This window comes from Leucobacter sp. USHLN153 (assembly GCF_037145615.1).
GTDB lineage: Bacteria > Actinomycetota > Actinomycetes > Actinomycetales > Microbacteriaceae > Leucobacter.
This window is the reverse complement of sequence record NZ_JBBCXE010000004.1, coordinates 271,894-294,149: the sequence shown is the minus strand read 5'-3', so window position 1 is coordinate 294,149 and position 22,256 is coordinate 271,894. Positions and strand designations below refer to the sequence as shown.

The 22,256-nt window shown below is 66.2% G+C and carries 16 protein-coding genes and 1 other RNA gene; 3 read left to right on the top strand and 14 right to left on the bottom strand.

All coding sequences use genetic code 11. The features are described 5' to 3' along the window. The first annotated feature begins 75 nt into the window (after positions 1 to 75). Together WFH00_RS09255 and WFH00_RS09250 are read left to right on the top strand one after the other, a co-directional pair. Positions 76 to 2,757: a transglycosylase domain-containing protein gene (locus tag WFH00_RS09255; protein WP_336660540.1), complete on the top strand. Its 2,682-nt coding sequence runs from the start codon at positions 76 to 78 to the stop codon at positions 2,755 to 2,757. A gap of 4 nt (positions 2,758 to 2,761) precedes the next feature. Beyond that, entirely contained in the window at positions 2,762 to 3,688 is a 927-nt protein-coding gene (locus WFH00_RS09250; protein ID WP_336660539.1) for a metallophosphoesterase, read from the top strand. 354 nt (positions 3,689 to 4,042) lie between these two features. Here WFH00_RS09250 and WFH00_RS09245 read toward each other — a convergent pair whose 3' ends face one another. The 11 genes from WFH00_RS09245 to WFH00_RS09195 all read right to left on the bottom strand — a co-directional run bounded on the left by WFH00_RS09245 (position 4,043) and on the right by WFH00_RS09195 (position 18,447). After that, on the bottom strand, positions 4,043 to 5,101 hold the full coding sequence (locus WFH00_RS09245) for an aspartate-semialdehyde dehydrogenase (protein ID WP_336660538.1): 1,059 nt from the start codon (positions 5,099 to 5,101) through the stop codon (positions 4,043 to 4,045). A 71-nt stretch (positions 5,102 to 5,172) separates the two neighbouring features. Continuing rightward, a complete protein-coding gene (locus tag WFH00_RS09240) occupies positions 5,173 to 6,450 on the bottom strand; it encodes an aspartate kinase (RefSeq protein ID WP_336660537.1) in 1,278 nt (425 codons plus the stop codon). Positions 6,451 to 6,588: 138 nt separating this feature from the next. Continuing rightward, positions 6,589 to 7,185 carry a recombination mediator RecR gene (recR, locus tag WFH00_RS09235; protein WP_336660536.1) on the bottom strand — a complete coding sequence of 199 codons (597 nt, stop codon included), beginning with the start codon at positions 7,183 to 7,185 and terminating at the stop codon, positions 6,589 to 6,591. A gap of 137 nt (positions 7,186 to 7,322) precedes the next feature. Further along, entirely contained in the window at positions 7,323 to 10,304 is a 2,982-nt protein-coding gene (locus tag WFH00_RS09230; protein WP_442918824.1) for a DNA polymerase III subunit gamma and tau, read from the bottom strand. Between the two features lie 102 nt (positions 10,305 to 10,406). Beyond that, a complete protein-coding gene (locus tag WFH00_RS09225; protein ID WP_336660534.1) occupies positions 10,407 to 11,909 on the bottom strand; it encodes a phytoene desaturase family protein in 1,503 nt (500 codons plus the stop codon). A gap of 121 nt (positions 11,910 to 12,030) precedes the next feature. After that, positions 12,031 to 12,127: signal recognition particle sRNA small type (gene ffs / locus WFH00_RS09220), an RNA gene on the bottom strand. Between the two features lie 43 nt (positions 12,128 to 12,170). Next, the gene (locus tag WFH00_RS09215) at positions 12,171 to 14,189 is read right to left on the bottom strand and encodes an ABC transporter ATP-binding protein (protein ID WP_336660533.1); all 2,019 of its coding nucleotides are present in this window, start codon (positions 14,187 to 14,189) and stop codon (positions 12,171 to 12,173) included. Further along, positions 14,189 to 15,925: an ABC transporter ATP-binding protein gene (locus tag WFH00_RS09210; protein WP_336660532.1), complete on the bottom strand. Its 1,737-nt coding sequence runs from the start codon at positions 15,923 to 15,925 to the stop codon at positions 14,189 to 14,191. Before WFH00_RS09210 ends, WFH00_RS09215 begins: the two co-directional genes overlap by 1 nt. Before the next feature lie 259 nt (positions 15,926 to 16,184). After that, the gene (gene rplL / locus WFH00_RS09205; RefSeq protein ID WP_336660531.1) at positions 16,185 to 16,568 is read right to left on the bottom strand and encodes a 50S ribosomal protein L7/L12; all 384 of its coding nucleotides are present in this window, start codon (positions 16,566 to 16,568) and stop codon (positions 16,185 to 16,187) included. 77 nt (positions 16,569 to 16,645) lie between these two features. Next, positions 16,646 to 17,155: a 50S ribosomal protein L10 gene (rplJ, locus tag WFH00_RS09200; RefSeq protein ID WP_336660530.1), complete on the bottom strand. Its 510-nt coding sequence runs from the start codon at positions 17,153 to 17,155 to the stop codon at positions 16,646 to 16,648. A gap of 569 nt (positions 17,156 to 17,724) precedes the next feature. Then, positions 17,725 to 18,447 (bottom strand): response regulator transcription factor, encoded by a 723-nt coding sequence (locus WFH00_RS09195; RefSeq protein ID WP_336660529.1) that lies wholly within the window; start codon positions 18,445 to 18,447, stop codon positions 17,725 to 17,727. 353 nt (positions 18,448 to 18,800) lie between these two features. On the opposite strand from WFH00_RS09195, the gene WFH00_RS09190 reads away from it, so the two are divergent. Next, positions 18,801 to 19,331, top strand: a complete 531-nt coding sequence (locus WFH00_RS09190) for a YqaJ viral recombinase family protein (RefSeq protein WP_442918832.1) — start codon at positions 18,801 to 18,803, stop codon at positions 19,329 to 19,331. Here the strand turns inward: WFH00_RS09190 and WFH00_RS09185 are convergent. The 3 genes from WFH00_RS09185 to WFH00_RS09175 are packed head-to-tail and all read right to left on the bottom strand — an operon-like array spanning position 19,300 to position 22,218. Continuing rightward, complete coding sequence (locus WFH00_RS09185; protein ID WP_336660527.1) at positions 19,300 to 19,884, bottom strand: PH domain-containing protein; 585 nt, start codon at positions 19,882 to 19,884, stop codon at positions 19,300 to 19,302. The genes WFH00_RS09190 and WFH00_RS09185 overlap by 32 nt on opposite strands. 57 nt (positions 19,885 to 19,941) lie before the next feature. Continuing rightward, positions 19,942 to 21,621, bottom strand: a complete 1,680-nt coding sequence (locus WFH00_RS09180) for a flotillin family protein (protein ID WP_336660526.1) — start codon at positions 21,619 to 21,621, stop codon at positions 19,942 to 19,944. 21 nt (positions 21,622 to 21,642) lie between these two features. Further along, positions 21,643 to 22,218 (bottom strand): hypothetical protein, encoded by a 576-nt coding sequence (locus WFH00_RS09175; RefSeq protein WP_336660525.1) that lies wholly within the window; start codon positions 22,216 to 22,218, stop codon positions 21,643 to 21,645. Positions 22,219 to 22,256 lie beyond the last annotated feature (38 nt).

Below are 22,256 nucleotides of genomic sequence, written 5' to 3'. Positions count from 1 at the left end.
TCGAGTGTTCATTCGTCATGCAGCGCGGGCGGGCGCGTTGCTGTTTTGTCAGCTACGTCGCTTACCCTTGATTCTATGACCCGTCAGACATCACCTTCTTCGCGCGTGCGCTCACAGAAGCCCCGCACCGCGGGAGGCGCCCTCGGCGGCATCCTCGGTGCGCTCGCCATGAGCGTCATCGCCGGTGTGCTCGTCACCGCGGCCGTAACTCCGGTCGTCGCGCTCAGCGGTACTGCAACGAAGTCAGCAGTCGGCATCTTCGAGAACCTTCCCGATCACATCGATCCGGGTCGCCTCGCCGAGCCGTCGACGATCTATGCGACCGGCGCCGACACGACCGTGTACGAGCTCGCGACGTTCTACGACCAGGACCGTGAGACAGTCAAGTGGGATCAGATCTCCCAGTTCGTGAAGGACGCCGCGGTTGCGGAGGAAGATCCGCGCTTCTACACCCACGGTGGTGTCGACGTGCTCGCGACCTCCCGCGCGCTCCTGCAGAACGCTGCGGGTCAGAACCTCTCGGGCGCGTCTACGATCACGATGCAGTACGTGCGTAACGTGCTCATCCAGGACGCCATCGCAATCCCGGACAAGGAAGAGCAGAAGAAGGCGTACAACGACGCAATGCGTCAGGACGTCGACCGCAAGCTCAAGGAGATGAAGTACGCGATCTCGATCGAGAAGAAGTACCCGAAGGACGAGATCCTTCTGGGGTACCTCAACATCGCTCTCTACGGTCGCCAAATTTACGGCATCGAGTCAGCTGCGCAGCACTACTACAGCAAGTCGGCTTCCGACGTTACGCTCGCTGAAGCGGCGAGCCTCGTTGCGATCGTGAACAACCCATCGAAGCTGCAGATCGACGTCAAGAAGAACATCCCGGCCAATCAGGAGCGCCGCGACAAGATTCTCGGCAGCATGCTGAACCACGGCAAGATTACGCAGGCGCAGTACGACGAGGCTGTCGCGACGAAGGTGAAGCCGAAGATCAAGGAACGCGTCGCCGGGTGCAATGTCGCCGAGGACAACTTCGGGCTGGGGCACTTCTGCGACTATGTGCAGCGCTACATCAAGGCGGATCCGAGCTTCGGAGACACTCCCGAGGAGCGGGAATTCAACTTCAGCCGCGGTGGCTACCAGATCTACACGACGATCGACCTCGACATGCAGGCTGCTGGCCTGGCGGCAACACAGCAGACCGTGCCGAGAGTGATGGATGGTATCGACGTCGGCTCGGCGTCGAGCAGTGTTGAAGTCGGCACCGGCAAGGTGCGTGCAATGGTGCAGAACCGGCCCTTCAATAACGCGGAAGACTTCCTGAAATCGAACCCTGATTTCACGACCGTGAACTACAACACGGACTACGAACTCGGCGGCTCCAGCGGTTTCCAGGTCGGTTCAACCTTCAAGCCGATCACGCTCGCTGAGTGGATCAAGACCGGGCACTCCGTGCGCGACATCGTCAATGTGAACAGCCGCAAGGGTGTGCCGTACCAGTCGTTCCAGGCGTCCTGCATGCCCGACGGCGTCTACAGCTACGGAACCTTCGATTTTTCGAACGATAACGAAGGCATCAGAGGCAATCAATCGGTGCTGACCGTGATTGCGAACTCCATTAACGGTGGCATCGTGTCCATGCAGCAGAAAATGGACCTCTGCGGCACATTCGAGACCGCTCAAGCGCTCGGCATCCACCGCGCCTCCGATCAGCCGAAGTGGACGCAGGAGGACGCCGACGCGGGCGCGACAACGCCCGACATGGTCGGGAAGATCAAGAACCCGACGCTCCACCAGCAGGACCGTGATCTGACGATGGTGCCCTCGAACGTTTACGGCGGCGTCGACGAGATCGCGCCAATCACTATGGCAGCTGCCTACGCCGCTTTCGCGGGCGACGGTAAGGTATGCACCCCCGTACCGATCGAGCAGATTCTTGACGACGACGGCAAACAGGTGCCGTTCACCAAGAGCAAGTGTTCACAGGCGATCGCGCCCGAGGTTGCTGCGGGCGTAGCGTTCACGCTCGAGAACGCCGTAACCAATGGCCTGGCGAAGCACGCGCTCTCGTCGACTGGCGTGCCGCATCTTGCGAAGACCGGTACGACCGATGACGTGGTCGATAACTGGACCGTCGGTGCCAGCTCAAAGGTCGCGACCGCGACGTGGGTCGGCAACGCTGGCCCGGTGCAGCTCGCGGACGGCTCATGGTCGCGAGTCTCGACGATGCCGTTCGGTGGCCTCATGTACGCCGACCAGACGATCTGGCCCGCGATCATGAATACGGCGGACGCCAGGTACGGCGGCGACGCGTTCCCGCAGCCTGACGCGGCAGCACTGCGCCAAACCTTCGTCACGGTGCCCGATCTGCGTGGCAAGTCCTTCGAGGAAGCGAGCGATGCGCTGACCCAGCTCGGGTTCGCCGTGAACGACGGCGGGGAGGTCGACTCTTCGGTCGCGCAGGGCCGCGTCGCGGGTACAGATCCTGAGGGCGGTGCGTCCGTGCAGCTCGGCATGAGCGTGACCGTGAAGCGAAGCAACGGCGAGGCGTCGGTCGTGCCAGATGGCCTCGTTGGAAGCTCGGGCGATCGTGCTGCAGGCGTGCTGAGAGACGCCGGCTTCTCCGACGTTGAATTCACGTGCGACGCGCGTGGAAAGGTCGATCGGAAGAAGGACGTCGTCTCGGTCAGCCCCGACAGCGGTTCTGAAGCGAACAGCGGGAAGACGGTCACTCTGACGCTTGACTGCGGGAAGGACTGAGCCGGTGCACGGCCGTTCTTCCCGCACGGCGGTCGCTCTGGGAGCGGCCGCCGTCGGCGTCCTGACGTGGTCAACGCTGATCGAGCGGCAGCTGTATACGGTTCGGAACCACACGGTCCCGGTGCTCGCAGCGGGTCACGCGCCGATCCGCGTGCTGCACCTCTCCGACCTGCACCTCGCTCCGTGGCAGGCGCGCAAGATCGAGTGGGTCCGTTCGCTCGTTGAACTCCGCCCCGATCTCGTGATCCTCACCGGCGACATGATGGGGCATCTTGACGCCCGGATGGCGCTGCTGCACGCACTGCGTCCACTTGCAGAAGCCGCCCCGATGGCATTCGTCCACGGTTCGAACGATTACTACGGGCCGATGTTCAAGAACCCGGTGAAGTATTTGCTTGCGCCGAGCAGGCTGAGCACACGGCAGCCCGATATCGACAATGCTGCGCTGACGGCGGGCCTCATCGATCTCGGAGCGCTCGACCTCAACAATGCAGCCACTCGCGTCCAGGTGAACGGCACGGCGCTCGAGCTGATGGGTCTCAATGATCCTCACATCCGCTATGACGATGCCGATCGCATGCGCGCTAGCGTCGCGGAGCTGCAGCACAGCGCCCCCGACACGGAGGCTCTGCGGGTCGGCGTGGTGCATGCCCCCTACCAAAAATCGCTCGGTGCACTCCTCGCAGAGGGTGCGGATCTGCTCTTCGCCGGCCACACCCACGGTGGCCAGGTCCGAGTTCCTGGTGTCGGCGCATTGACGGCGAACTGCGACCTTCCGGTGGAGCAGGCCCGCGGCCTGAGCGTCTGGTACGACGCTCATCGAGCAGCATTCCTGAACGTCAGCGCGGGCCTCGGCAACTCGATCTACGCACCCGTGCGCTTCGCGTGCCGCCCGGAGGCCTCGCTGCTCACCCTCGAGCCCGTGCGCTAAGTCCTCGACAGAGGAAGAACGCCCCGGGGCTCGGCACTCGAGCCCCGGGGCGTTTCGCTGCCTCAGGGAGCGCCCGTCAGGCAGTGGAAAGCCGGCTGTGCGGTGCCCGTCCCCGGTATTTGATCCTCCTGGGGAGCTATCCACTGTCTGATGAGCCAGTGAATGGCGCGAGCGCCGCGGCGCAATTTTGGGCAAGCGCGCACCCGTCAAGCAGTGGAAAGCTGGTCGCTCGGGGCGACACGCCGGAAATGCACCCGCGCGGGGAGCTATCCACTGTCTGATGGGCGCGGCAGCGCGGCGCCCTACGCCTCCCTCACCCGCGCATGCGGCACTCGCGCGCGGGGTCGCAAGCTCCTACGCCGCGAGCTTCTCCGCGACGAGCTCGGCGATCTGCACGGCGTTGAGCGCGGCGCCCTTCCGCAGGTTGTCGTTCGAGATGAAGAGCGTAAGCCCACGGCCCTCGGGCGCGGACTGATCCTCCCGGATTCGACCCACGAACGACGGGTCCTTACCCGCGGCCTCAAGCGGGGTCGGTACATCGCTGAGCTCGACTCCCGGTGCCTGCGACAGCACCTCGCGAGCGCGGTCCGCAGTGATCCCTCGCGAGAACTCGGCGTTGATCGAAAGCGAGTGACCGGTGAACACCGGTACGCGCACGCAGGTTCCCGCAACGCGAAGCTCGGGCAGCTCGAGGATCTTGCGACTCTCGTTGCGAAGCTTCTTCTCTTCGTCGGTCTCGCCCTGACCGTCGTCGACGATCGAGCCCGCGAGCGGGAGCACATCGAACGCGATCGGTTTCGTGTAGACCTCGGGAGCGGGCATCGTGACCGCCGAACCGTCGCGCACGAGGCGCTCGATGTCGCCCGTTTCGATCGCCGCGGTCGCCTGCCCGGCGAGTTCGCGGGCGCCGGCGAGACCTGATCCTGACACCGCCTGGAAGGTGGTGACGATCAGCCGCTCGAGGCCGGCCTCAGCGTCGAGCGCCTTCATCACCGGCATCGCGGCCATCGTGGTGCAGTTGGGGTTCGCAATGATCCCCTTGCGCGCCTCATCGATGGCGTGCGGGTTGACCTCGCTGACGACGAGCGGCACCTCGGGGTCGAGGCGCCAGGCGCTCGAGTTATCAATCACGATGGCGCCCGCAGCGGCGAACTCGGGTGCGTACTGCTTCGACGCCGCGCCGCCCGCCGAGAAGAGCGCGATGTCGATGCCGCTCTTATCGGCCGTCGCGACGTCCTCGACCGTGATCTCTGCACCACGGAACTCGATCGTCGTGCCCGCCGAGCGCGCGCTCGAGAAGAAACGTATGCTTGTGAACGGGAAGTTCCGCTCGTCGAGGAGGCGGCGCATCACCGCGCCCACCTGACCGGTTGCGCCGACGACGGCGACCGAAAGTCCCTGCTGTGCAGCCATGTGCGTCAAGATCCTGTTCTGTAAGTGCTGGAGAGCGGGCAGCTCTGTAAATGCTGGAGTGCGGGCCGCGCTTACCGGCCGGTGCCCGCGTAAACGGTTGCGTCGGTATCGGAATCGAGCCCGAATGCGGTGTGCAGCACTCGCACGGCCTTGTCGAGGAGGTCGGCGCGCGTGACCACCGAGATGCGGATCTCGGAGGTCGAAATCATCTCGATATTGATATCGGCCTCGAACAGCGTGCGGAAGAGCAGCGCCGAGACGCCCGTGCTCGTGCGCATGCCAGCACCGACCACCGCGAGCTTGCCGATCTGATCGTCGTACTGGAGGCTCTCGAAGCCAAGCGCCTCGCGCTCCGCCTCGAGCGCTTCGATGACACGGCGCCCATCGCCGAGCGGCACCGTGAAGGAAATGTCGGTGCGGTTCGTCTGCGCGGCCGACACGTTCTGCACGATCATGTCGATGTTCGCGTTGGTCTTCGCCACGATCTCGAAGATCTGTGCGGCCTTGCCCGGAATGTCAGGGACACCGCCGACGGTGACCTTCGCCTCGCTCTTCTCCGCGGCGATTCCTGTGATGATCGGCTCTTCCACCTGATCTCCCTTCGGATGCCCCTTCTCGGGGTCGTAAACGATGGTGCCCTGCTCGTCTGAGAACGAGGAGCGGACGTGCAGCACGACGCCGTGCCTGCGGGCGTATTCGACGGCGCGCAGGTGCAGCACCTTCGCACCCGACGCGGCAAGCTCGAGCATTTCTTCCGCGGTAATCGCGTCGATTTTCCGCGCACGCGGTACCACGCGCGGATCGGTGGTGAAGATGCCGTCAACGTCCGTGTAGATCTCGCAAACATCGGCGCCCAGCGCCGCCGCAAGTGCAACCGCGGTCGTGTCCGATCCCCCACGGCCGAGCGTCGTGATGTCGCGCGAGTCCCGGCTGAAGCCCTGAAAGCCCGCGACGATCGCCACCGCGCCCTCGTCGAGCGCTTCACGGACCCGGCCGGGGGTCACGTCCACGATCTTCGCCGAGCCGTGCTCGGCCGTCGTGATCATGCCGGCCTGGCTACCCGTGAACGAGAGCGCCTCGACGCCCATACCCTTGATGGTCATCGCGAGCAGCGCCATAGAAATGCGCTCGCCAGCGGTCAGCAGCATGTCGAGTTCGCGGGGCGCCGGAATCGGCGTGCACTCCGCCGCGAGGTCGAGCAGCTCGTCGGTGGTGTCCCCCATCGCGCTGACAGCGACGACAACATCGTTCCCCCCGCGTCGAGCCTCGACGATTCGCTTAGCAACGCGCTTGATGCTTGCCGCATCGGCGACGGACGAGCCCCCGAATTTCTGCACGATCAATGCCACGCGGGTTCCTCCTGAATTTCCGAGCCGAATGCTCAGTCTACCGGAACGACTCGCGTGCGAGCTTCTCCCCTGCGTGGGGCCGGAACGGTGCGAACGCGGTGCCTCCGTAGACGCCGCACTCCGGCTCGGCGCTCGCGGCTACTCGACCTTGCGGCGTCCCTCAAAGGCGCGCCCGAGCGTGACTTCATCCGCGAACTCGAGGTCCCCGCCCACAGGCAGCCCGGACGCAAGCCGCGAAACCGGCACTTCGATGCTCGTGAGGAGACGCGAGAGATACGCCGCAGTGGCCTCCCCCTCGAGGTTCGGGTCGGTCGCGATGATGACCTCCTGCACGCCCGCCTCTCCCACGCGCCGCATGAGAGCCGGAATGCTGAGGTCGTCTGGGCCGATGCCGTCGATCGGACTGATCGCGCCGCCGAGCACGTGGTAGAGGCCCCGGAACTGCCGCGTTCGCTCGATCGCGACCACGTCCTTGGGTTCTTCGACCACGCAGATCAGCGAGTGGTCGCGCCGCGGGTCACGGCAGATCGAGCAGCGTTCGCCCTCGGTGATGTTGCCGCAAACCTCGCAGAAGCGCACCTTTTCACGCACCTCGGTGAGCAACTCCGCAAGGCGCGTCACGTCGAAGTTCTGCGTCTGCAAGATATGGAACGCGATGCGCTGCGCCGACTTCGGGCCGATGCCGGGCAGTCGTCCGAACTCGTCGATCAAATCTTGGACGATGCCGTCGTACACGCTGGTTCCTCCTCGGAGATACGACTGCAGGTGCGCCGCTCTGCACACACCCTAGTCGCGGTGGGTCAATCTTGCATCGGCCGTCTGAGCGGAGCGCTGGATCGGCACGGCCTATCGCGCGAGCGCAAAGTTCGGCATCACGGCCGCGGCGGCGGCAGCGGCCGTTCCTCCAGGAATCGCGCGCCCAGGACCTCACGCACGACTGCCTCGCCGTAGCGCGTGAACGCCGGGCGTGCGGACTTTACGGGCGCGGGTTCTGCTGCAGGAGCTTTGGTGGCGTCGTCGGGCGCGTTCGAGGGCACTGCGGGCACGTTCAATGGCGCTGCGGGCGCAGACACTGCGGGCGCGGACACTGGCTCCGGCACTGGCTCGGGCACTCGACTCGCTGCCGATTCAGCAAATGCAGGTGGCGGATCCTGCCCCGCGAGCGGCGCCGTAGCGTACGCATCCGATTCGTCGCTCTCCGGCATCTCCCCCGGGTCGTCCGCGTACGGGTCGCCGTACTGGGCCGGGTCCGCGTATCCCGAGACATCGGGCGGGGACGCAGGGGGCGCCTCTGCTGCATCCGCCTCTGCAGCATTCACCTCTGCTGCATTCGCCTCTGCAGCATTCACCTCTGCTGCATTCACCTCTGTAGTGATCTCCGGCGCGGGCAGATCCGCTTCAGACCCGGCCTCGTTCGCGGCCACAGGCCCCGCCTCGTCCTGGACGCTCGACGCGGTTGCGGCAGGGGCGGCAGGCTCCGGCATCGACGGTTCGCTCGGTTCCACGGGCGGCGGATCCGGCACAGGATCGGCCCACGCGGGTGCTGCGAGTGCAGGGCCGAGCCCGCTCAGCCTCGCCGCGGCTCGGGCCATGGGATCGTTCGGGTCGAGCTGTGAGGGCCTCGCTCGGTGAGGCTCCTCTGCGTCAGAGGGCGAACCGGGTTCGCGCGCCGCTCCCGCTCCTCCGGCAGGCGGACCCGCCGGCAGGCGCTTCGGCTTGTACTTCACACTCACGCCGACTGCCGACAGAATCGTCTCTCGCAGCGGGCCTGCTCCCGTGGTCTTGAACGCCGCAAGGTCAGATTCGGAGGCGAGCCCGATAGTGAGCACGTCGCCCTCGAGGTCCAGCGGAGTCACCACGCGGACCGCGTTCCACGCGTCGCGGTCTCGCTCGAGGATCTCCTCGAGAAGATCCGGCCACAGTTCCATCAGGTCCTCGTAGCCACCGGACTCTGGCGCCTCTTCGGGTTCGGAGGTGCCATCCGAGTCTCCCTGGGCTACACCTTCTGCGTCTGCATTCGCGGGCACCTCGGGAGCCGCGGTGGGAGGCATCGACGGTTCGGCCCCCCTCGATCCCTGCGGGGCCGCGTTCTCCGGCGCAGCCGGTGCGTGTGCCGGGACAGACTTGTCGCCTGCAGCGGGAACTTGGGTCGGTGCCGGCTGTGCCGGGCGCACGGGCTCGCTGCCGATGCTCTCGATCTGGCTCTGGCTCAACACCGCCGAAATCGGCCGCCCGAACTTCGCTGCGCCCTCATTCGGGTGCGGTGCGGACGACTGCTGGGGTGCAGCGTTTGGCGCAGTGGCACTCTGAACCGGCGCGCCGGGCGCCGGCGCGCTTTGGGCCGGAGTGTTCTGAGCCGGAGCGCTCTGAACCGGAGCGCTCTGAGCGGCCTGGGCCTGCTGGGTCGGAACGTTCGGGGCCGGAGCGGAAGCAGTCGGCTGGGCCGCGGCGCCCTCGTCCTCGCGCTCAAGGAACTCCCGGATCGATGCCGCGGTCGCCGCCGCGTTGGGTCGTGCAGCGGGCGCCTCGTCCGCCTGGGCGGAGGGTGTCGGCTGAGAGGCCGTGTGCTGCTGTGCAGAGGCGTACTGCGGTGCCGGAGTCTGCTGCTGCGCGGTACCCGCCGACGTCTGCTGCTCGGGCTGAGCCGGCATCGCCTGGCCCCCGGGCTGCTGCGCGGGCTGCCCGGGCGCGGGACGCGCCACCGCAGATGCGAACTGCTGCTGCGGGGGTGCACCTGCACCCCGCTGCGCCGGCGCGCCACCGGTCGGAACCGCCGGCTGCTGTGCCGACGCAAGCGTGGCCGAGTGCACGAGCGCGCGAGCGACCATGAGTTCGAGTTGCAGCCGAGGCGCGGTCGCCCCGGCCATCTTGTCAAGCGCGCCGCTCACGACGTCCGCGAGCTTCGACAGCTCCCCCGGACTGAACGACTGCGCCTGCTCGAACATGCGAGTCAGCTGATCTTGCGGTACCCCGCGGAACACCGCGGCAGCGCCGTCCACGGTGGTCGCGCCGACCACGATGAGGTCGCGCAGGCGCTCGAGCAGGTCTTCCACGAAGCGTCGCGGATCTTGCCCCGTCTGCACGACCCGGTCGGTCGCCCGGAACGCCGCCGCGGGATCGTGCGATGCGAACGCGGCAACCACGTCGTCGAGCAGCTCCGCGTGCGTGAAGCCGAGGAGACCCGACGCGCGCTCGAGTGTGACCCGGTCGCCCTCGGAGCCAGCGATGAGCTGGTCGAGGATCGACAGCGTGTCTCGCGCGGAGCCCCCGCCCGCTCGCACCACGAGCGGCAGCACGCCGGGCTCGACCTGCACGCCCTCGCTGTCGCACAGCGACTGCACGTAGTCGATCAGGGTGCCCGGAGCGATGAGCCGGAACGGGTAGTGGTGGGTGCGCGAACGAATCGTGCCGATCACCTTGTCGGGCTCCGTCGTCGCGAACACGAACTTCACGTGCGGCGGCGGCTCCTCGACGATCTTGAGCAGCGCGTTGAAACCGCCCGGCGTGACCATGTGCGCCTCATCGATGATGAAGATCTTGAACCGGTCGCGGGCAGGCGCGAACACGGCGCGCTCGCGGAGGTCGCGGGCGTCGTCGACGCCACCGTGGCTCGCGGCGTCGATCTCGACGACGTCGAGCGATCCGCCGCCATCGCGGCTCAGTTCGACACAGCTCGGGCACACGCCGCAGGGGGTGTCGGTCGGCCCCTCCGCGCAGTTCAGGCAGCGCGCGAGGATGCGGGCAGAGGTCGTCTTGCCGCAGCCCCTCGGACCGCTGAACAGATAGGCGTGCCCGATGCGGCCGGTGCGCAGTGCCGTCATCAGGGGTTCGGTCACCTGAGACTGCCCGATCATCTCGGCGAAAGTGTCTGGCCGATAACGGCGATAAAGTGCGGCAACCACCCCTTCATGCTACCGGCGGCCTCCGACATTCTGCTGCGGAGGTGAGCCCGGAGTCTACGACGGCAGACCGAGTTCGGGGGCAGGCAGATGGTACTCGTGGCGCAGCACCGAGCGGGCCGCGTACCACCCCGACAGTCCGTGCACTCCGGGGCCCGGAGGCGCAGAGGAGGACGCGAGATAGATACCGCGAGAGGGCGTGCGCCACGGATCCGGGGAAAGCACCGGACGCGCGACAAGCTGGCGCAGCGTGATGGCACCGGCACTGAAATCGCCGCCGTGGTAGTTGCGGTTGTAGCGGGAAAGCTCAGCCGCCGTCGTCACCCGCACCGCCCGGATTCGGTCGCGGAATCCTGGCGCGAACCGCTCGATCTGCGCGATCACCCGCTGCGAGACATCGACGTCCGACCCCTTCGGCACGTGCGTGTAGCTCCAGATCGCGTGCACGCCCGGCCCGTTTCGACCGGGATCGAAATCGGCCGTCTGCGCGAGCAGCACGTACGGCCGCTCGGGGTGCCCGCCGCGCGCCACCTCACGCTCGGAGGACGCGAGCTCGGCGCGGCTGCCGCCGACGTGCACCGTGGGTGCCTGCGCGACGCGCGGATCGCTCCATGGGATCGGCCCATCGAGCACGAAGTCGACCTTCGTCGCGCCGTCACCGTACGAGAAGCGTCGGAGCGCCCTGCGGTACCGGGCGGGCAGTACAGACCCAGCGATGCGCTCGAGACCACGCGCGGAGGTGTCGAACACCTTGACCCGGTGCTCCGACAGCTCGCGGATATCGTCGATCGGGTGCGAAGTCTCGATGCGGCCGCCGTGCGCGTGCAGGTCCGCGGCCATCGCGTCAGTGATGGCGCGGGATCCGCCCACCGGCACCGGCCACCCCACCGCGTGCGCGAGCGCGCCGAGCACGATCCCCACCCCCGCCGTCGCGAGATTCGGCAGCTTGCCGATGCTGTGGGCGGCCACGCCCGAGAGCAGAGCTGGCGCAGCCTCCTCATGAAAGCGCGCGTTCCAGAGCGGCGTGCCCTGCTCGAGCACGCGCAAGCCCATGACGAGCGCCGCGAGCGGATCAGAGGGCCAGCGCAACATGCTGCCGCCCAGCGCGAAATCGACCACGCCGTCGAGCCTCTGCAGAAGCGGGCGAACGAAGCGACCGTACGCCGCGCCATCGCGGCCGAGCTCAGCGACGGTGCGCTCGAGGTCTCGATACGCGATCGCCGCGCGTACTGGCGAGCCTCGCCCGGCGCCGCGCGCCGATCCGCCGACAGCCCTGCCATCGAGCGGGTTCGCAAATGAAGCCTCGGGGACCACGAAGTCCATTCGCCGCTCGATCTCGAACGCGCGGAAGAAGCCGGTGGCGAGCGCCATCGGGTGGATCGCCGAGCAGACGTCGTGCAGCACACCGGGCTCCACCAGTTCAGTAGTCCGGGTGCCACCGCCGATGGTCTCAGCGGCCTCGTAGACCGTGACCGGCACGCCTGCTCTCGCAAGCGTGACCGCCGCCGCCAGACCGTTGGGCCCGGCGCCAATGATCGCGGCACCTTCGGAAGACTGCATGCTTCGATGCTATCGCCGGCCGCCGACATTGACCGGGGGTAGACAAGACTCCCCTACCCCGCGCTCTGCTCCGTGGGCTGGCGCTGTAGCGCCAGTGGTGAGCCTTGTCTTTGCGATGCAAATACAAGACTCCCCACGCACCCGCCAGAGCCCGAGTACCCTTGCTTCGTTTCCGACCTGGGGGAGTTCCTCGAGATAGCGCCACGTGGGGAGCCAGACCAGTCTACCCGAAAGCGACGGCCCTCCTGAACCGCGCCGGCATCAGCTCGTCGTCGGCGCCTCGATCATTCCGTCGACCTGCTCCTCCGCGTCCTCGCCAGCGAACTGCGCCTGGTAGAGCGCGTGATACGCCCCGCGGCGAGCGAGCAGCTCCTCGTGCGTTCCCTGCTCCACAATGCTGCCGTTCTCCATCATCAAGATGGTGTCGGCATCGCGAATCGTCGAGAGCCGGTGCGCGATCACGAAGGAGGTGCGGTCGGCCCGGAGCGCCTGCATCGCCTGCTGCACGAGCACCTCGGTGCGCGTATCGACCGACGAGGTCGCCTCGTCGAGGATCAGGAGCGACGGGTTCGCGATGAACGCTCGAGCGATCGTGAGCAGCTGCCGCTCCCCCGCGGAAAGCGATGAGCCGTTCTCGCTGATCTCGGTGTCATAGCCCTCGGGCAGCTGCCGCACGAAGCGATCCACCATGGTGGCTTCGGCCGCAGCGATCACCTCGTCGTCGCTCGCGTCGAGCCGACCGTAACGAATGTTCTCGCGGATCGTCCCGTCGAACAGCCACGCGTCCTGGAGCACCATGCCCACGTGCCCGCGGAGTTCTGCCCGCGACAGCGACGTGATGTCGACGTCGTCGAGCAGGATCCGCCCGCCGTCGAGCTCGTAGAACCGCATCACGAGGTTCACGAGTGTCGTCTTCCCCGCGCCCGTCGGCCCCACGATCGCAACCGTGTGCCCGGGTCGAGCTTCCAACGAAAGGCACTGGATCAGGGGTTTCTCGGGGTCATAGCTGAAGGAGACGTCCTCGAACACGACTCGACCGTGCGTGCGCTCGGGCAGGTGCTTCGATGCGGTGTCCGCGTCCTGCTCCTCGGCGTCGAGCAGCTCGAACGTGCGCTCCGCCGAGGCGACGCCCGACTGCAGCATGTTCGCCATGCCCGCCATCTCGCCGATCGGCTGCGAGAACTCGCGCGAGTACTGGATGAACGCCGTCACGTCACCGAGGGTCATCTGTCCGCCGGTCACGCGCAGCGCGCCCGCAACCGCGATGAGCACGTAGCTGAGGTACTGCACGAACTGCATCGCAGGCATGATCGTGCCCGAGAGCGCCTGCGCCCGGTACGAGGCGTCGAACAGTGCCTCATTGCGACGATCGAACTCGCCGACCATTTCAGCGTCACGGTTGAAGATACGCACGAGCTCATGGCCGGTGAACGACTCCTCGATGTGCCCGTTGAGATCGCCCGTGTGCTTCCACTGAGCGACGAAGAGCTTCTGCGCACGCGCTCCGACCACGCCCGCGATAATGCCGGAGAGCGGCAGCGCGATGAGCGCGATCAGCGCCAGTTGCCAGGAGACGACGAACATCATCGCCGCGATCCCGATCACCATGAGTAGCGATTGCACCAACTGCGACAGCGCCTGCTGCAGCGCCTGCTGAATGTTGTCGACGTCGTTCGTGACCCGCGAAAGTACGTCACCGCGCTGCCGCCCATCGAAGTAACTCAGCGGCAGACGATTGATCTTCGCCTCGATATCAGCGCGCAGTTGGAACACCACGTTCATCACCAGGCGGTTGAGCAGGAATCCCTGCAGCCACATGAGGAACGACGCCACCACATAGAGCGCCAGCACCGTGAGGATCAGCCGCCCCAGCAGCCCGAAATCGATTCCCTCACCGGGCACGATCTGCGACCCCGCGAGCACATCCGCGAACTGCTCGTTGCCGGAGAGACGCGCCGCCTCAACGGCCTGCTCGAGCGTCAGACCCTCCGGAAGCTGCTTGCCCAGCACCCCGTTGAAGATCACGTCCATCGCCTGTCCGAGGATCTTCGGCGCGATGACCGTGAGCACGACCGAGCCCACGACGAGCGCGACCACAAGGCTGAAGAGCCACTTGTGCGGCGCGAGCAGACCCACGAGGCGCTTGGCCGAGGGCCAGAAATGCTTTGCTTTCTTTACCCCCTGGCCACCCGACCAATCGTCGGGGTCCGGCTGGTAGTCGTCGGGCAGCTCCGCTTCGGCGAGTTCGCTCTTGTTTCGCTGCTGTTTCTCACGCGCCATTATGCCGCCTCCGCCTCTTCGAGCTGCGACCGCACGATTTCGCGGTACACCTCGCTGGACTCGAGAAGTGTGTCGTGGGTGCCGCGATCGACGATTTCCCCATCCTCGACAACCAGGATCTGGTCGGCCTCCGTGATTGTCGAGATTCGCTGCGCGACGATGATGGTCGTGGCGCCCGCGGTCGCCTCCGGGAGCGCGGCGCGGAGCCGTGCGTCCGTCGCGACGTCGAGTGCGGAGAATGAGTCGTCGAAGAGATAGACCCGCGGTTTGGCGACAAGCGCTCGCGCGATCGACAGTCGCTGCCGCTGGCCGCCCGAAACACTGGTACCTCCTTGCGATACCGGTTCGTCGAGACCCAGAGCCTTTTCGCGCACGAAGTCGGCGCCCTGCGCGATCCGCAGCGCCTCCCACAGCTCGGCATCACTCGCGTCCTCGCGACCGAATCGCAAGTTCGATGCGATGGTCCCGGAGAACAGGTAGGGGCGCTGCGGCACCAGGCTGATCGCCTGCGCGAGCTGCGCGCGCGTGAGTTCCGAGACGGGCGCTCCGTCGATCCGGATCTGCCCCTCCTGCGCGTCGTACAGCCGCAGCATCAAGTTGAGCAGCACGGTCTTGCCTGCGCCGGTCGAGCCGATGATGGCGGTCGTCTGACCGGGCTCGGCGATAAAACTGACGTCCCGGATTACGGGCTTCTCAGCGCCCGGGAAGCCGAACGTCACGTTCGAAAACTCGATCCGACCCGCGTGCGGCGTCGCTGCGGACTCCGTGTCAGGGAACGACAACGACGACTGCGTGTCGAGAAGTTCCCGGATGCGCTCGGCGCACACCACCGCGCGCGGAATCATCATCGTCATGAACACGCCCATCATGACAGCCATGAGGATCTGCAGGAGGTACTGCAGGAACGCCGTGAGCGATCCAACCTCGACGAGCCCGTCATCGACTCGGTGCCCACCGAACCACAGCACCGCCGCGGTCGCGAGGTGCAGCACCATCATGATCACGGGGAACATCAACACGAACACGTTGCCGACCTTGACCGACACCTCGGTGATATCCCGGTTCGCACGCTCATAGCGCTCCGTCTCAAAGCGCTCGCGCACGAACGCCCGCACGACGCGGATACCCATGATCTGCTCGCGGAGCACCCCATTGATCGTGTCCACGCGAGTCTGCATTTTGCGGAACAGCGGGAGCAGGATCCACACCAGGAATCCCACGATGATCGCGAGTACCGCCACCGAGACCCAGACGAGCCACGACAGCCCCGCGTCCTCTCGCAGCGCCATAATGATGCCGCCCACGGCCATGATCGGCGCGGTCACCATGAAGTTCAGCGTCATCAACACGAGCATCTGGATCTGCTGAACGTCGTTCGTGCCACGCGTGATGAGCGTTCCGGCGCCGAACTTCGTCGCCTCGAGCGTGCTCAACGTATCGACCTTGCGATACACCTCTCTGCGAAGGTCACGGCCCACGCCCATCGACGCACGAGCGCCGAAATACACGGCCGCGACCGCTGCGATCACCTGACCGAACGAGACCATGAGCATCACGCCGCCGGTCTCCCAGATGAATCCCGTGTCGCCCTGGGCGATACCGCGATCGATAATCTGCGCGTTCAAGCTCGGAAGCCACAGCGCAGCGATCGTCGCCAGCAACTGCAACACCAACACGGCCACCACGAGCGGCCAGTACCGTTTCGCGTGGCGAACAACCAATGCAATAAGAGCCACGAGAGTCCTTTCTCAATGGGCGCCGACTGCCGAGCGGCAAGATCTCGGTGCGGACGGGAGCGGAATCAGAATCGAACGGCCGACGGCGGCTCACGAATCAGCTCAGCCGAAACACAGTATCAAGGGCTGCAGCAAAGCACCAGGATCGGCGAGGCATTCAGTAGTTCGCGACCAACGCCCGGACACGCCAAAGGGGTAGGACCAACATGTGGCCCTACCCCTCGGTAGCTCGGCTCACTCAGAGCCGCACAGAAAATGCTTACGCGAGCTTAACGCCTGCGCCAGCCTCCTCGAGCTTCTTCTTCGCCTCTTCAGCGGCATCCTTGTTCGCGCCCTCGAGCACGTTCTTCGGTGCCTCCTCGACGAGAGCCTTCGCCTCGCCCAGGCCCAGGCCGGTCAGCTCGCGCACGACCTTAATGACCTGGATCTTCTTGTCGCCAGCCGACTCGAGGACGACGTCGAACTCGTCCTTCTCCTCAGCAGCGGCAGCCTCGCCACCGGCAGCCGGAGCAGCAGCAACGGCGACGGGAGCAGCAGCGGAAACGTCGAAGGTCTCCTCGAACGCCTTGACGAACTCGGAGAGCTCGATGAGGGTGAGCTCCTTGAACTGCTCGAGCAGCTCTTCGGTCGAAAGCTTAGCCATAATGTTTCTCCTTGATGTGTGCCCTCACGCGAAGCGTTCGGGCGGGTGTAATAAACCGATCCGGCGTGAGCCGAGTCTTAAGCGTCCTGCTTCTCCTGCAGCGCACCGAAGCCGCGAGCGGCCTTGGCGGGCAGGGCGGCGAACAGCTGTGCAGCACCGACCAGAGCAGCCTGCATTGCGCCAGCGGCCTTGGCCAGCAGCACCTCGCGGCTCTCCAGATCGGCAAGCTTGCCTACCTCAGCGGCGGTCAGGGCGTTGCCATCGAAGTAGCCCGCCTTCACCACCAAAAGAGGGTGTGCCTTGGCGAAGTCACGCAGAGCCTTGGCGACCGCGACGGTGTCACCGTGCACGAAGGCGAGAGCCGAAGGACCGGCGAGCTCGTCATCGAATGCGGTGATCCCGGCGTTGTTGGCCGCAATCTTGGTCAGCGTGTTCTTCGCCACAGCGTACGTCGCGTGCTCACGGATGCTGTTGCGGAGTTCCCGCAGTTCAGCAACCGAAAGACCGCGGTACTCAGTCAGCAGAACGGCGCTCGACTCTTCAAACTTCTGCTGAAGATCGGCAACCGTAGCGTCCTTCGTAGCCATGGCGCTCCCTAGCTTGTCGTACCCGGGCGGCGGGCGCCGCTCGGGGGCCGCGCCGCACAGAGCTTCTATTCGAGAATCCTCGCGGATCACCTCGGACAACAAAAAAGCTCCGGCGCGCACGCACGGAGCTTCAGAAGTAGCAGATCAGATCCGCCCTCAAGGAGTTCAGTACCTGCGCTGGTCTCCGCTTTCGCGGACGTTCTGGATCCTGGTGGGGATCTACCGGCGGTCTTGGGCCGTCGGTAACTCTACCACTGAATCGTTGTTCCGGCAAAGATGGGATGCGGATCCCGACGTACATCCGGCACTGCGGCTGCGCCGCGGTGCTTGCCAGACCCAGCCAGTACGTCCGGATCCGCATCCCATCTTTGCCTCGCGTTCCTGGCAGAGGTTCCCTTGGAGCGCTGGGCGCCTGCGGCTTTGCCGCGGCGCCTGAGGGTGCGCGTCGAATAGACGTCCGCGTTTCAAGCCGCAGGCTTGAGCATGTAGCCCGCCACCTCTCGCTTCACTCCGTAGGCCGCGGCGGTAGCCGCGGCGCGGGCTGCGCGCAAGCGATGCTTGCGCGATGCTCAAGCCGCAGGCTTGAGCATGTAGCCCGCGCCACGCACCGTGTGGACCATGGGGTCGCGGCCCGCGTCGATCTTCTTGCGGAGGTACGAGATGTAGAGCTCGACGACCGTCGACTTTCCGGTGAAGTCGTAGGCCCAGACGCGATCCAGAATCTGAGCCTTCGACAGCACGCGGTTCGGGTTGCGCATGAGATAGCGCAGCAACTCGAACTCGGTGTTCGTCACGGTGATGCTCTCGCCCGCACGCTCCACCTCGTAGCTGTCCTCGTTCAGCGTGAGATCGCCGACTCGGAGGATGGGGTCCGGGTTCTGCGACAGTGTGATCTGCGAGCGACGCACGAGTCCGCGCAGGCGAGCGATGAGCTCCTCAAGGCTGAACGGCTTCACGACGTAATCGTCTCCGCCCGCGGTGAGCCCGTTCACCCGATCCTCAACGGAATCGAGCGCCGTCAGGAACAGCACGGGGAACATCTGCCCCGCCGCGCGAATGCGAGCGAGAAGCTGCATCCCGTCGAAGTCGGGGAGCATGATGTCGAGTACCGCGACGTCGGGCGCGAAACTGCGCATCTTCTCGAGCGCCTCCTCGCCGGCGGCGGCGGTCTCGACGTCCCAGCCCTCGTAACGCAGAGCCATCGCGACGAGCTGAGTGATGGACTCCTCGTCGTCCACCACGAGCGCCTTGATCTTCGTTCCGTCGCCCCGCGTCAACTGCTGTGCATCCATTCTTCGGAATGCTCCTTCCGGCCGAAGCGTCACGCATCTCCGGAAAAGATGGTGCTCGCGATGCCCCGACTCTGTCTCCCCAACTGCCGTCGCGCCCTGTCCGTGGACCGCGACGGGTTTTCCCTGGTGGCAGCTTACTGGCGGAGACTGAGGATTCAGGTGGAAACTAGACGGCATCCATGCTTTCTGTTTCTCTTCGCTGTGTGCCTCGTCGGAGCCGCGAAATGGAGTGTGAGGAGCGAGGCACGCGGCCCCGGTGGCGCCTCTGCGCGTCGAGAGCGTGGGACACTAGAAGGGTGTCCGCCCTCGCTCCCGCTTACCTGCAGCGCATCGTCACCGATGGTAGTGATCGCATGGCTTGGATGCGGGCACGAGCGCGAGGGATCACGGCGACGGACGTCGCGAAGCTCTCCACACCGCGCTCGATCGCCGCGGCCGCGCACGAGAAGCTCCACGGGAGCCGCTTCTCGGGCAACGCGTACACGGATCACGGCAAGCGGCGTGAGCCGGAGATCGCCGCGTGGGTGCTTCGTGAGCACGAGATCCTCCCGAGTCAGGCTCTCTTTCACGCCGAGTTGGATCTGCGCCACCTCGCGACCCCCGATGGACTCGCACATCGCGCCACCGGAGCCATCGAGCTCGCGGAGATCAAGACGACGAACAAGGAGTGGCGGTCGATTCCGCGGGGCTATCTCCGTCAGGTGTGGTGGCAGCAGTACGTGCTCGGCGCTGAACGCACGCTCATGGTGTGGGAGCGCCACGAAAACTTTGTGCCGGTGGGCGACCCCGAGTGCCGCTGGATCGATCGCGACGAGAACGAGATCGAGCGACTTGTCACACTCGCGAGTCAGCTCATAGATGTGTTGATTGCGCGGACCACATAGCGGAATGATCACGAGTGGCGTGGGCGTAATTTCGTTCCACGAGCTCTTGCAGGGCGTCGGCGACCACGAGCACGCTCGGTACGTCGGGCAGGATCGTGCGCTCCGCGCCGACGTGCAGATCAATGTCGCCCGCACCGCACGCCCGCTGCAGCAGACCGCGGCGCGTGCGCACCTCACGAACGCGCACGAACGACACCTCTGAACGATGACGCACGAACACGCCCCGGCGCTGGATAACCCGCCGGGTCGTGACCGTCGTGCGCTGCGTCAGCCAACGGAGGACGGGGAACAGTCCGAGAAACACTCCGAGCGCGATCGCGATGAACCCGGCTAAGAGGTTCTGCCACGCGGCCGCGAATGCTCCGACCCAAAAGCCCGCGGCCGCCGCGATCACGAGCAGCGCGAGAACCGGCAGCACGAGCTGGCGCCCGTGTCGCCGGAAACGCAGCACGACAACCTCCGGCTGCGTGTAGTCGGCCGGAGCAGGGCCAAGAACCGATTCGACCTCGGCCGTCAGCGAATGCGGCTGCGGCTGAGATCGACGAGAGAGCATGTTTCCATTCTGCCGTGCCGGTGCTGGAATTCTCCGTGCAGTCGGGCGCGCGATCCGCTACTGGGATCCCGCCGGAGGCTCGTCCGCCGCGCTGGTCTCGACGCGAACTGTCGGCTCGACATGAATCGTAGGCTCGACCCGCACGCTCGGTGCGGCCGGCGCGCTCGTAGTGGGCGATCCGCCGGCGCCGCTCGTCTGCGGCTGGTTCACTGACGCGCTGCGGTCCGAGGTCGATGACTGCTGCGCACGTGCTCGACCGTTCTCGGTGTCGCGTTCGCCCTCCTCGTGCCGATCCCGCTGCTGCCCATGATCGCCGCGGCGCGCCGCCTCGTCGCGAGACGCACGTCCCGCGGCGGCGCCGGCCGCTCCTCCCGATACGGCGCCGTTGAGCATCCCGGCGAGGTCGATCCCGACCGTGTCCTTCGCCATCTCGAGCAGGCCCTTGATGTTGCCCATGGCCTCGCCCGCGACCTTCGACGTTCCGTCCGCGGAGACGACCGTCATGTGCTCGATCGCACCAATAGCCCGCGCGTACTCGGTGGCGATTTCGGGGAGCAGGTGGATGAGCTCCTGCGCGAGCACCGCCTGCGACTGCGTCTCGAGCGCACGTGCCCGGGCGTCGATCGCGGTGGCCTCGGCGGTGCCCTTCGCCTCGAGCGCGGCAGCCTCGGCGCGACCCTCGGCCTCGACGGCCTCAGCGGCGGCGATACGCGCGATCCGCTGCGCCTCACCCTCGCGCTCGACGGCCTTCGCGCGACCTTCTGCCGCCGAGACCGCGGCCGTGGCCTCGGCCTTCGCGATCTGCTCGACGCGGTAGGCGTCCGCCTCTGCGACAGCTCGCACGTCCGCGTTCAGCTTCTCGGTGCGCAGCGCGACTTCCTTCTGCGCGGTGATGCGCTGCTGCTCGACGATGGCCTGCTGCTGGATCGCGTCCTCGAGGGGCTGCGCGGCGGATGCCTGCGCGGTCGCCTTGTCCGTCTCTACCTGGATCTCCGCCTGGCGCAGCTTCAGTTCACGGTTGCGGTCGAGCAGCACCCGCTCCGCGGCGATCTTCGCTTCCTGCGATGCCTGGTAGGCAATCGTTTCCGCGACGTCGGCCGCCTGGCGCACCTTCGCGGCTTCCGGGCGACCGATGTTCGAGATGTAGTCGGCCCCGTCGCGGATCTCCTGGATCTGCAGCGTATCCACGACAAGTCCCTGTTTGGTGAGCGCCTCTTCCGCGGCCTCCAGCACGCTTTGCGCGACGACCGCGCGATCGCGGATGATCTGCAGCACGGTGAGGCCGCCGATGATCGAGCGCAGCGAACCCGAGAGCACTTCCTGGGTCGACTCGTCGATCTCGTCCGAGTTCGAGAGGAATCGCTGCGCGGCGGCGCGGATCATTTCCTGCGTTCCCCCGACCTTCACGACCGCGACGGCCTGCGCCTGGATCGTGATGCCATCGGTCGTCTGCGCCTCCGTGGTGATCGAGAGGCGGCGGGACCGCAGCGAGATCGTGAAGGACTTCTGCACGAAAGGAACGACGAATACGCCCCCACCCGTGACGACCTTCTGCCCCGAGAGGTCGCGGCCCTTGTTGCCGGCTGCGTCGATGATCTCCTTGCCCTTGCCGCCCGTCACGATGATCGCTTCGTCCGGCTTCGCAATGCGATACCGCTTGATGATGACGAGTGCGATCAGCACGAGTGCGATCACCGCGCCGAAAATGCCGACGATCGCCGGGCTAGCGAGGAACATAAACGTCTCCGTTCAGGGGGGTTACGGGCTGGTGAGGTCTTCGGGTGCCGCGGACTCCGGGCGTACAGCTTCGACGCGCACCGACGTCGACGTGACGGTCTGCGTCACGCGTACGAGGGCACCGCGGGGAATGGGAGTGTCTGCCGATGCAGAAAGCGAGATGCGCTCGCCGTGCCGCACGATTGCCACCTCGCCGAGTCCGCTCGCCGGAATCGCGAGCACTACCGAACCGGTGGAACCGACGAGGTCGCTGCCGCTGACGGCCGTGTTCGACTCCGCTCCGCGGATCGCTCGTGAGAGCCACCACGCGGCGGCGCCTCCGAGCAGACCGGCAAGCGCACCCACGGTGGTCGCGATCGGCGTCGACATCCCGGCTCCGATGCTGGCGAACGCCGCGAACCCGAAAATCGCCGTGAAGGCGGCGATCGTCGTGAGGCTGAGCGGGCCGTCACCGAAGTCGAATGCGTCGAAGATTCCATCGAGCAGCAACGAAATGAGCAACAAGACGCCACCGGCGATACCGATGATCAGGAAAGTTCCGCCGTCGAACAGCGAACCGTCGAGCAGACGCTCGAACCAGTTGGCGATGCCGTCCATGGGGTTGTCCTTCCGATGGGCTCCCACAGGCAGCGTAC

Bases quoted from the DNA above. Each gene is read 5' to 3' on its own strand.
- WFH00_RS09175 (WP_336660525.1), bottom strand. From the start codon at position 22,218: ATGGACGGCATCGCCAACTGGTTCGAGCGTCTGCTCGACGGTTCGCTG.
- rplL (WP_336660531.1), bottom strand. From the start codon at position 16,568: ATGGCTAAGCTTTCGACCGAAGAGCTGCTCGAGCAGTTCAAGGAGCTC.
- WFH00_RS09255 (WP_336660540.1), top strand. From the start codon at position 76: ATGACCCGTCAGACATCACCTTCTTCGCGCGTGCGCTCACAGAAGCCC.
- WFH00_RS09225 (WP_336660534.1), bottom strand. From the start codon at position 11,909: ATGCAGTCTTCCGAAGGTGCCGCGATCATTGGCGCCGGGCCCAACGGT.
- WFH00_RS09185 (WP_336660527.1), bottom strand. From the start codon at position 19,884: ATGCTCTCTCGTCGATCTCAGCCGCAGCCGCATTCGCTGACGGCCGAG.
- WFH00_RS09180 (WP_336660526.1), bottom strand. From the start codon at position 21,621: ATGTTCCTCGCTAGCCCGGCGATCGTCGGCATTTTCGGCGCGGTGATC.
- WFH00_RS09215 (WP_336660533.1), bottom strand. From the start codon at position 14,189: ATGGCGCGTGAGAAACAGCAGCGAAACAAGAGCGAACTCGCCGAAGCG.
- WFH00_RS09195 (WP_336660529.1), bottom strand. From the start codon at position 18,447: ATGGATGCACAGCAGTTGACGCGGGGCGACGGAACGAAGATCAAGGCG.
- WFH00_RS09230 (WP_442918824.1), bottom strand. From the start codon at position 10,304: ATGATCGGGCAGTCTCAGGTGACCGAACCCCTGATGACGGCACTGCGC.
- rplJ (WP_336660530.1), bottom strand. From the start codon at position 17,155: ATGGCTACGAAGGACGCTACGGTTGCCGATCTTCAGCAGAAGTTTGAA.
- WFH00_RS09245 (WP_336660538.1), bottom strand. From the start codon at position 5,101: ATGGCTGCACAGCAGGGACTTTCGGTCGCCGTCGTCGGCGCAACCGGT.
- WFH00_RS09190 (WP_442918832.1), top strand. From the start codon at position 18,801: ATGGCTTGGATGCGGGCACGAGCGCGAGGGATCACGGCGACGGACGTC.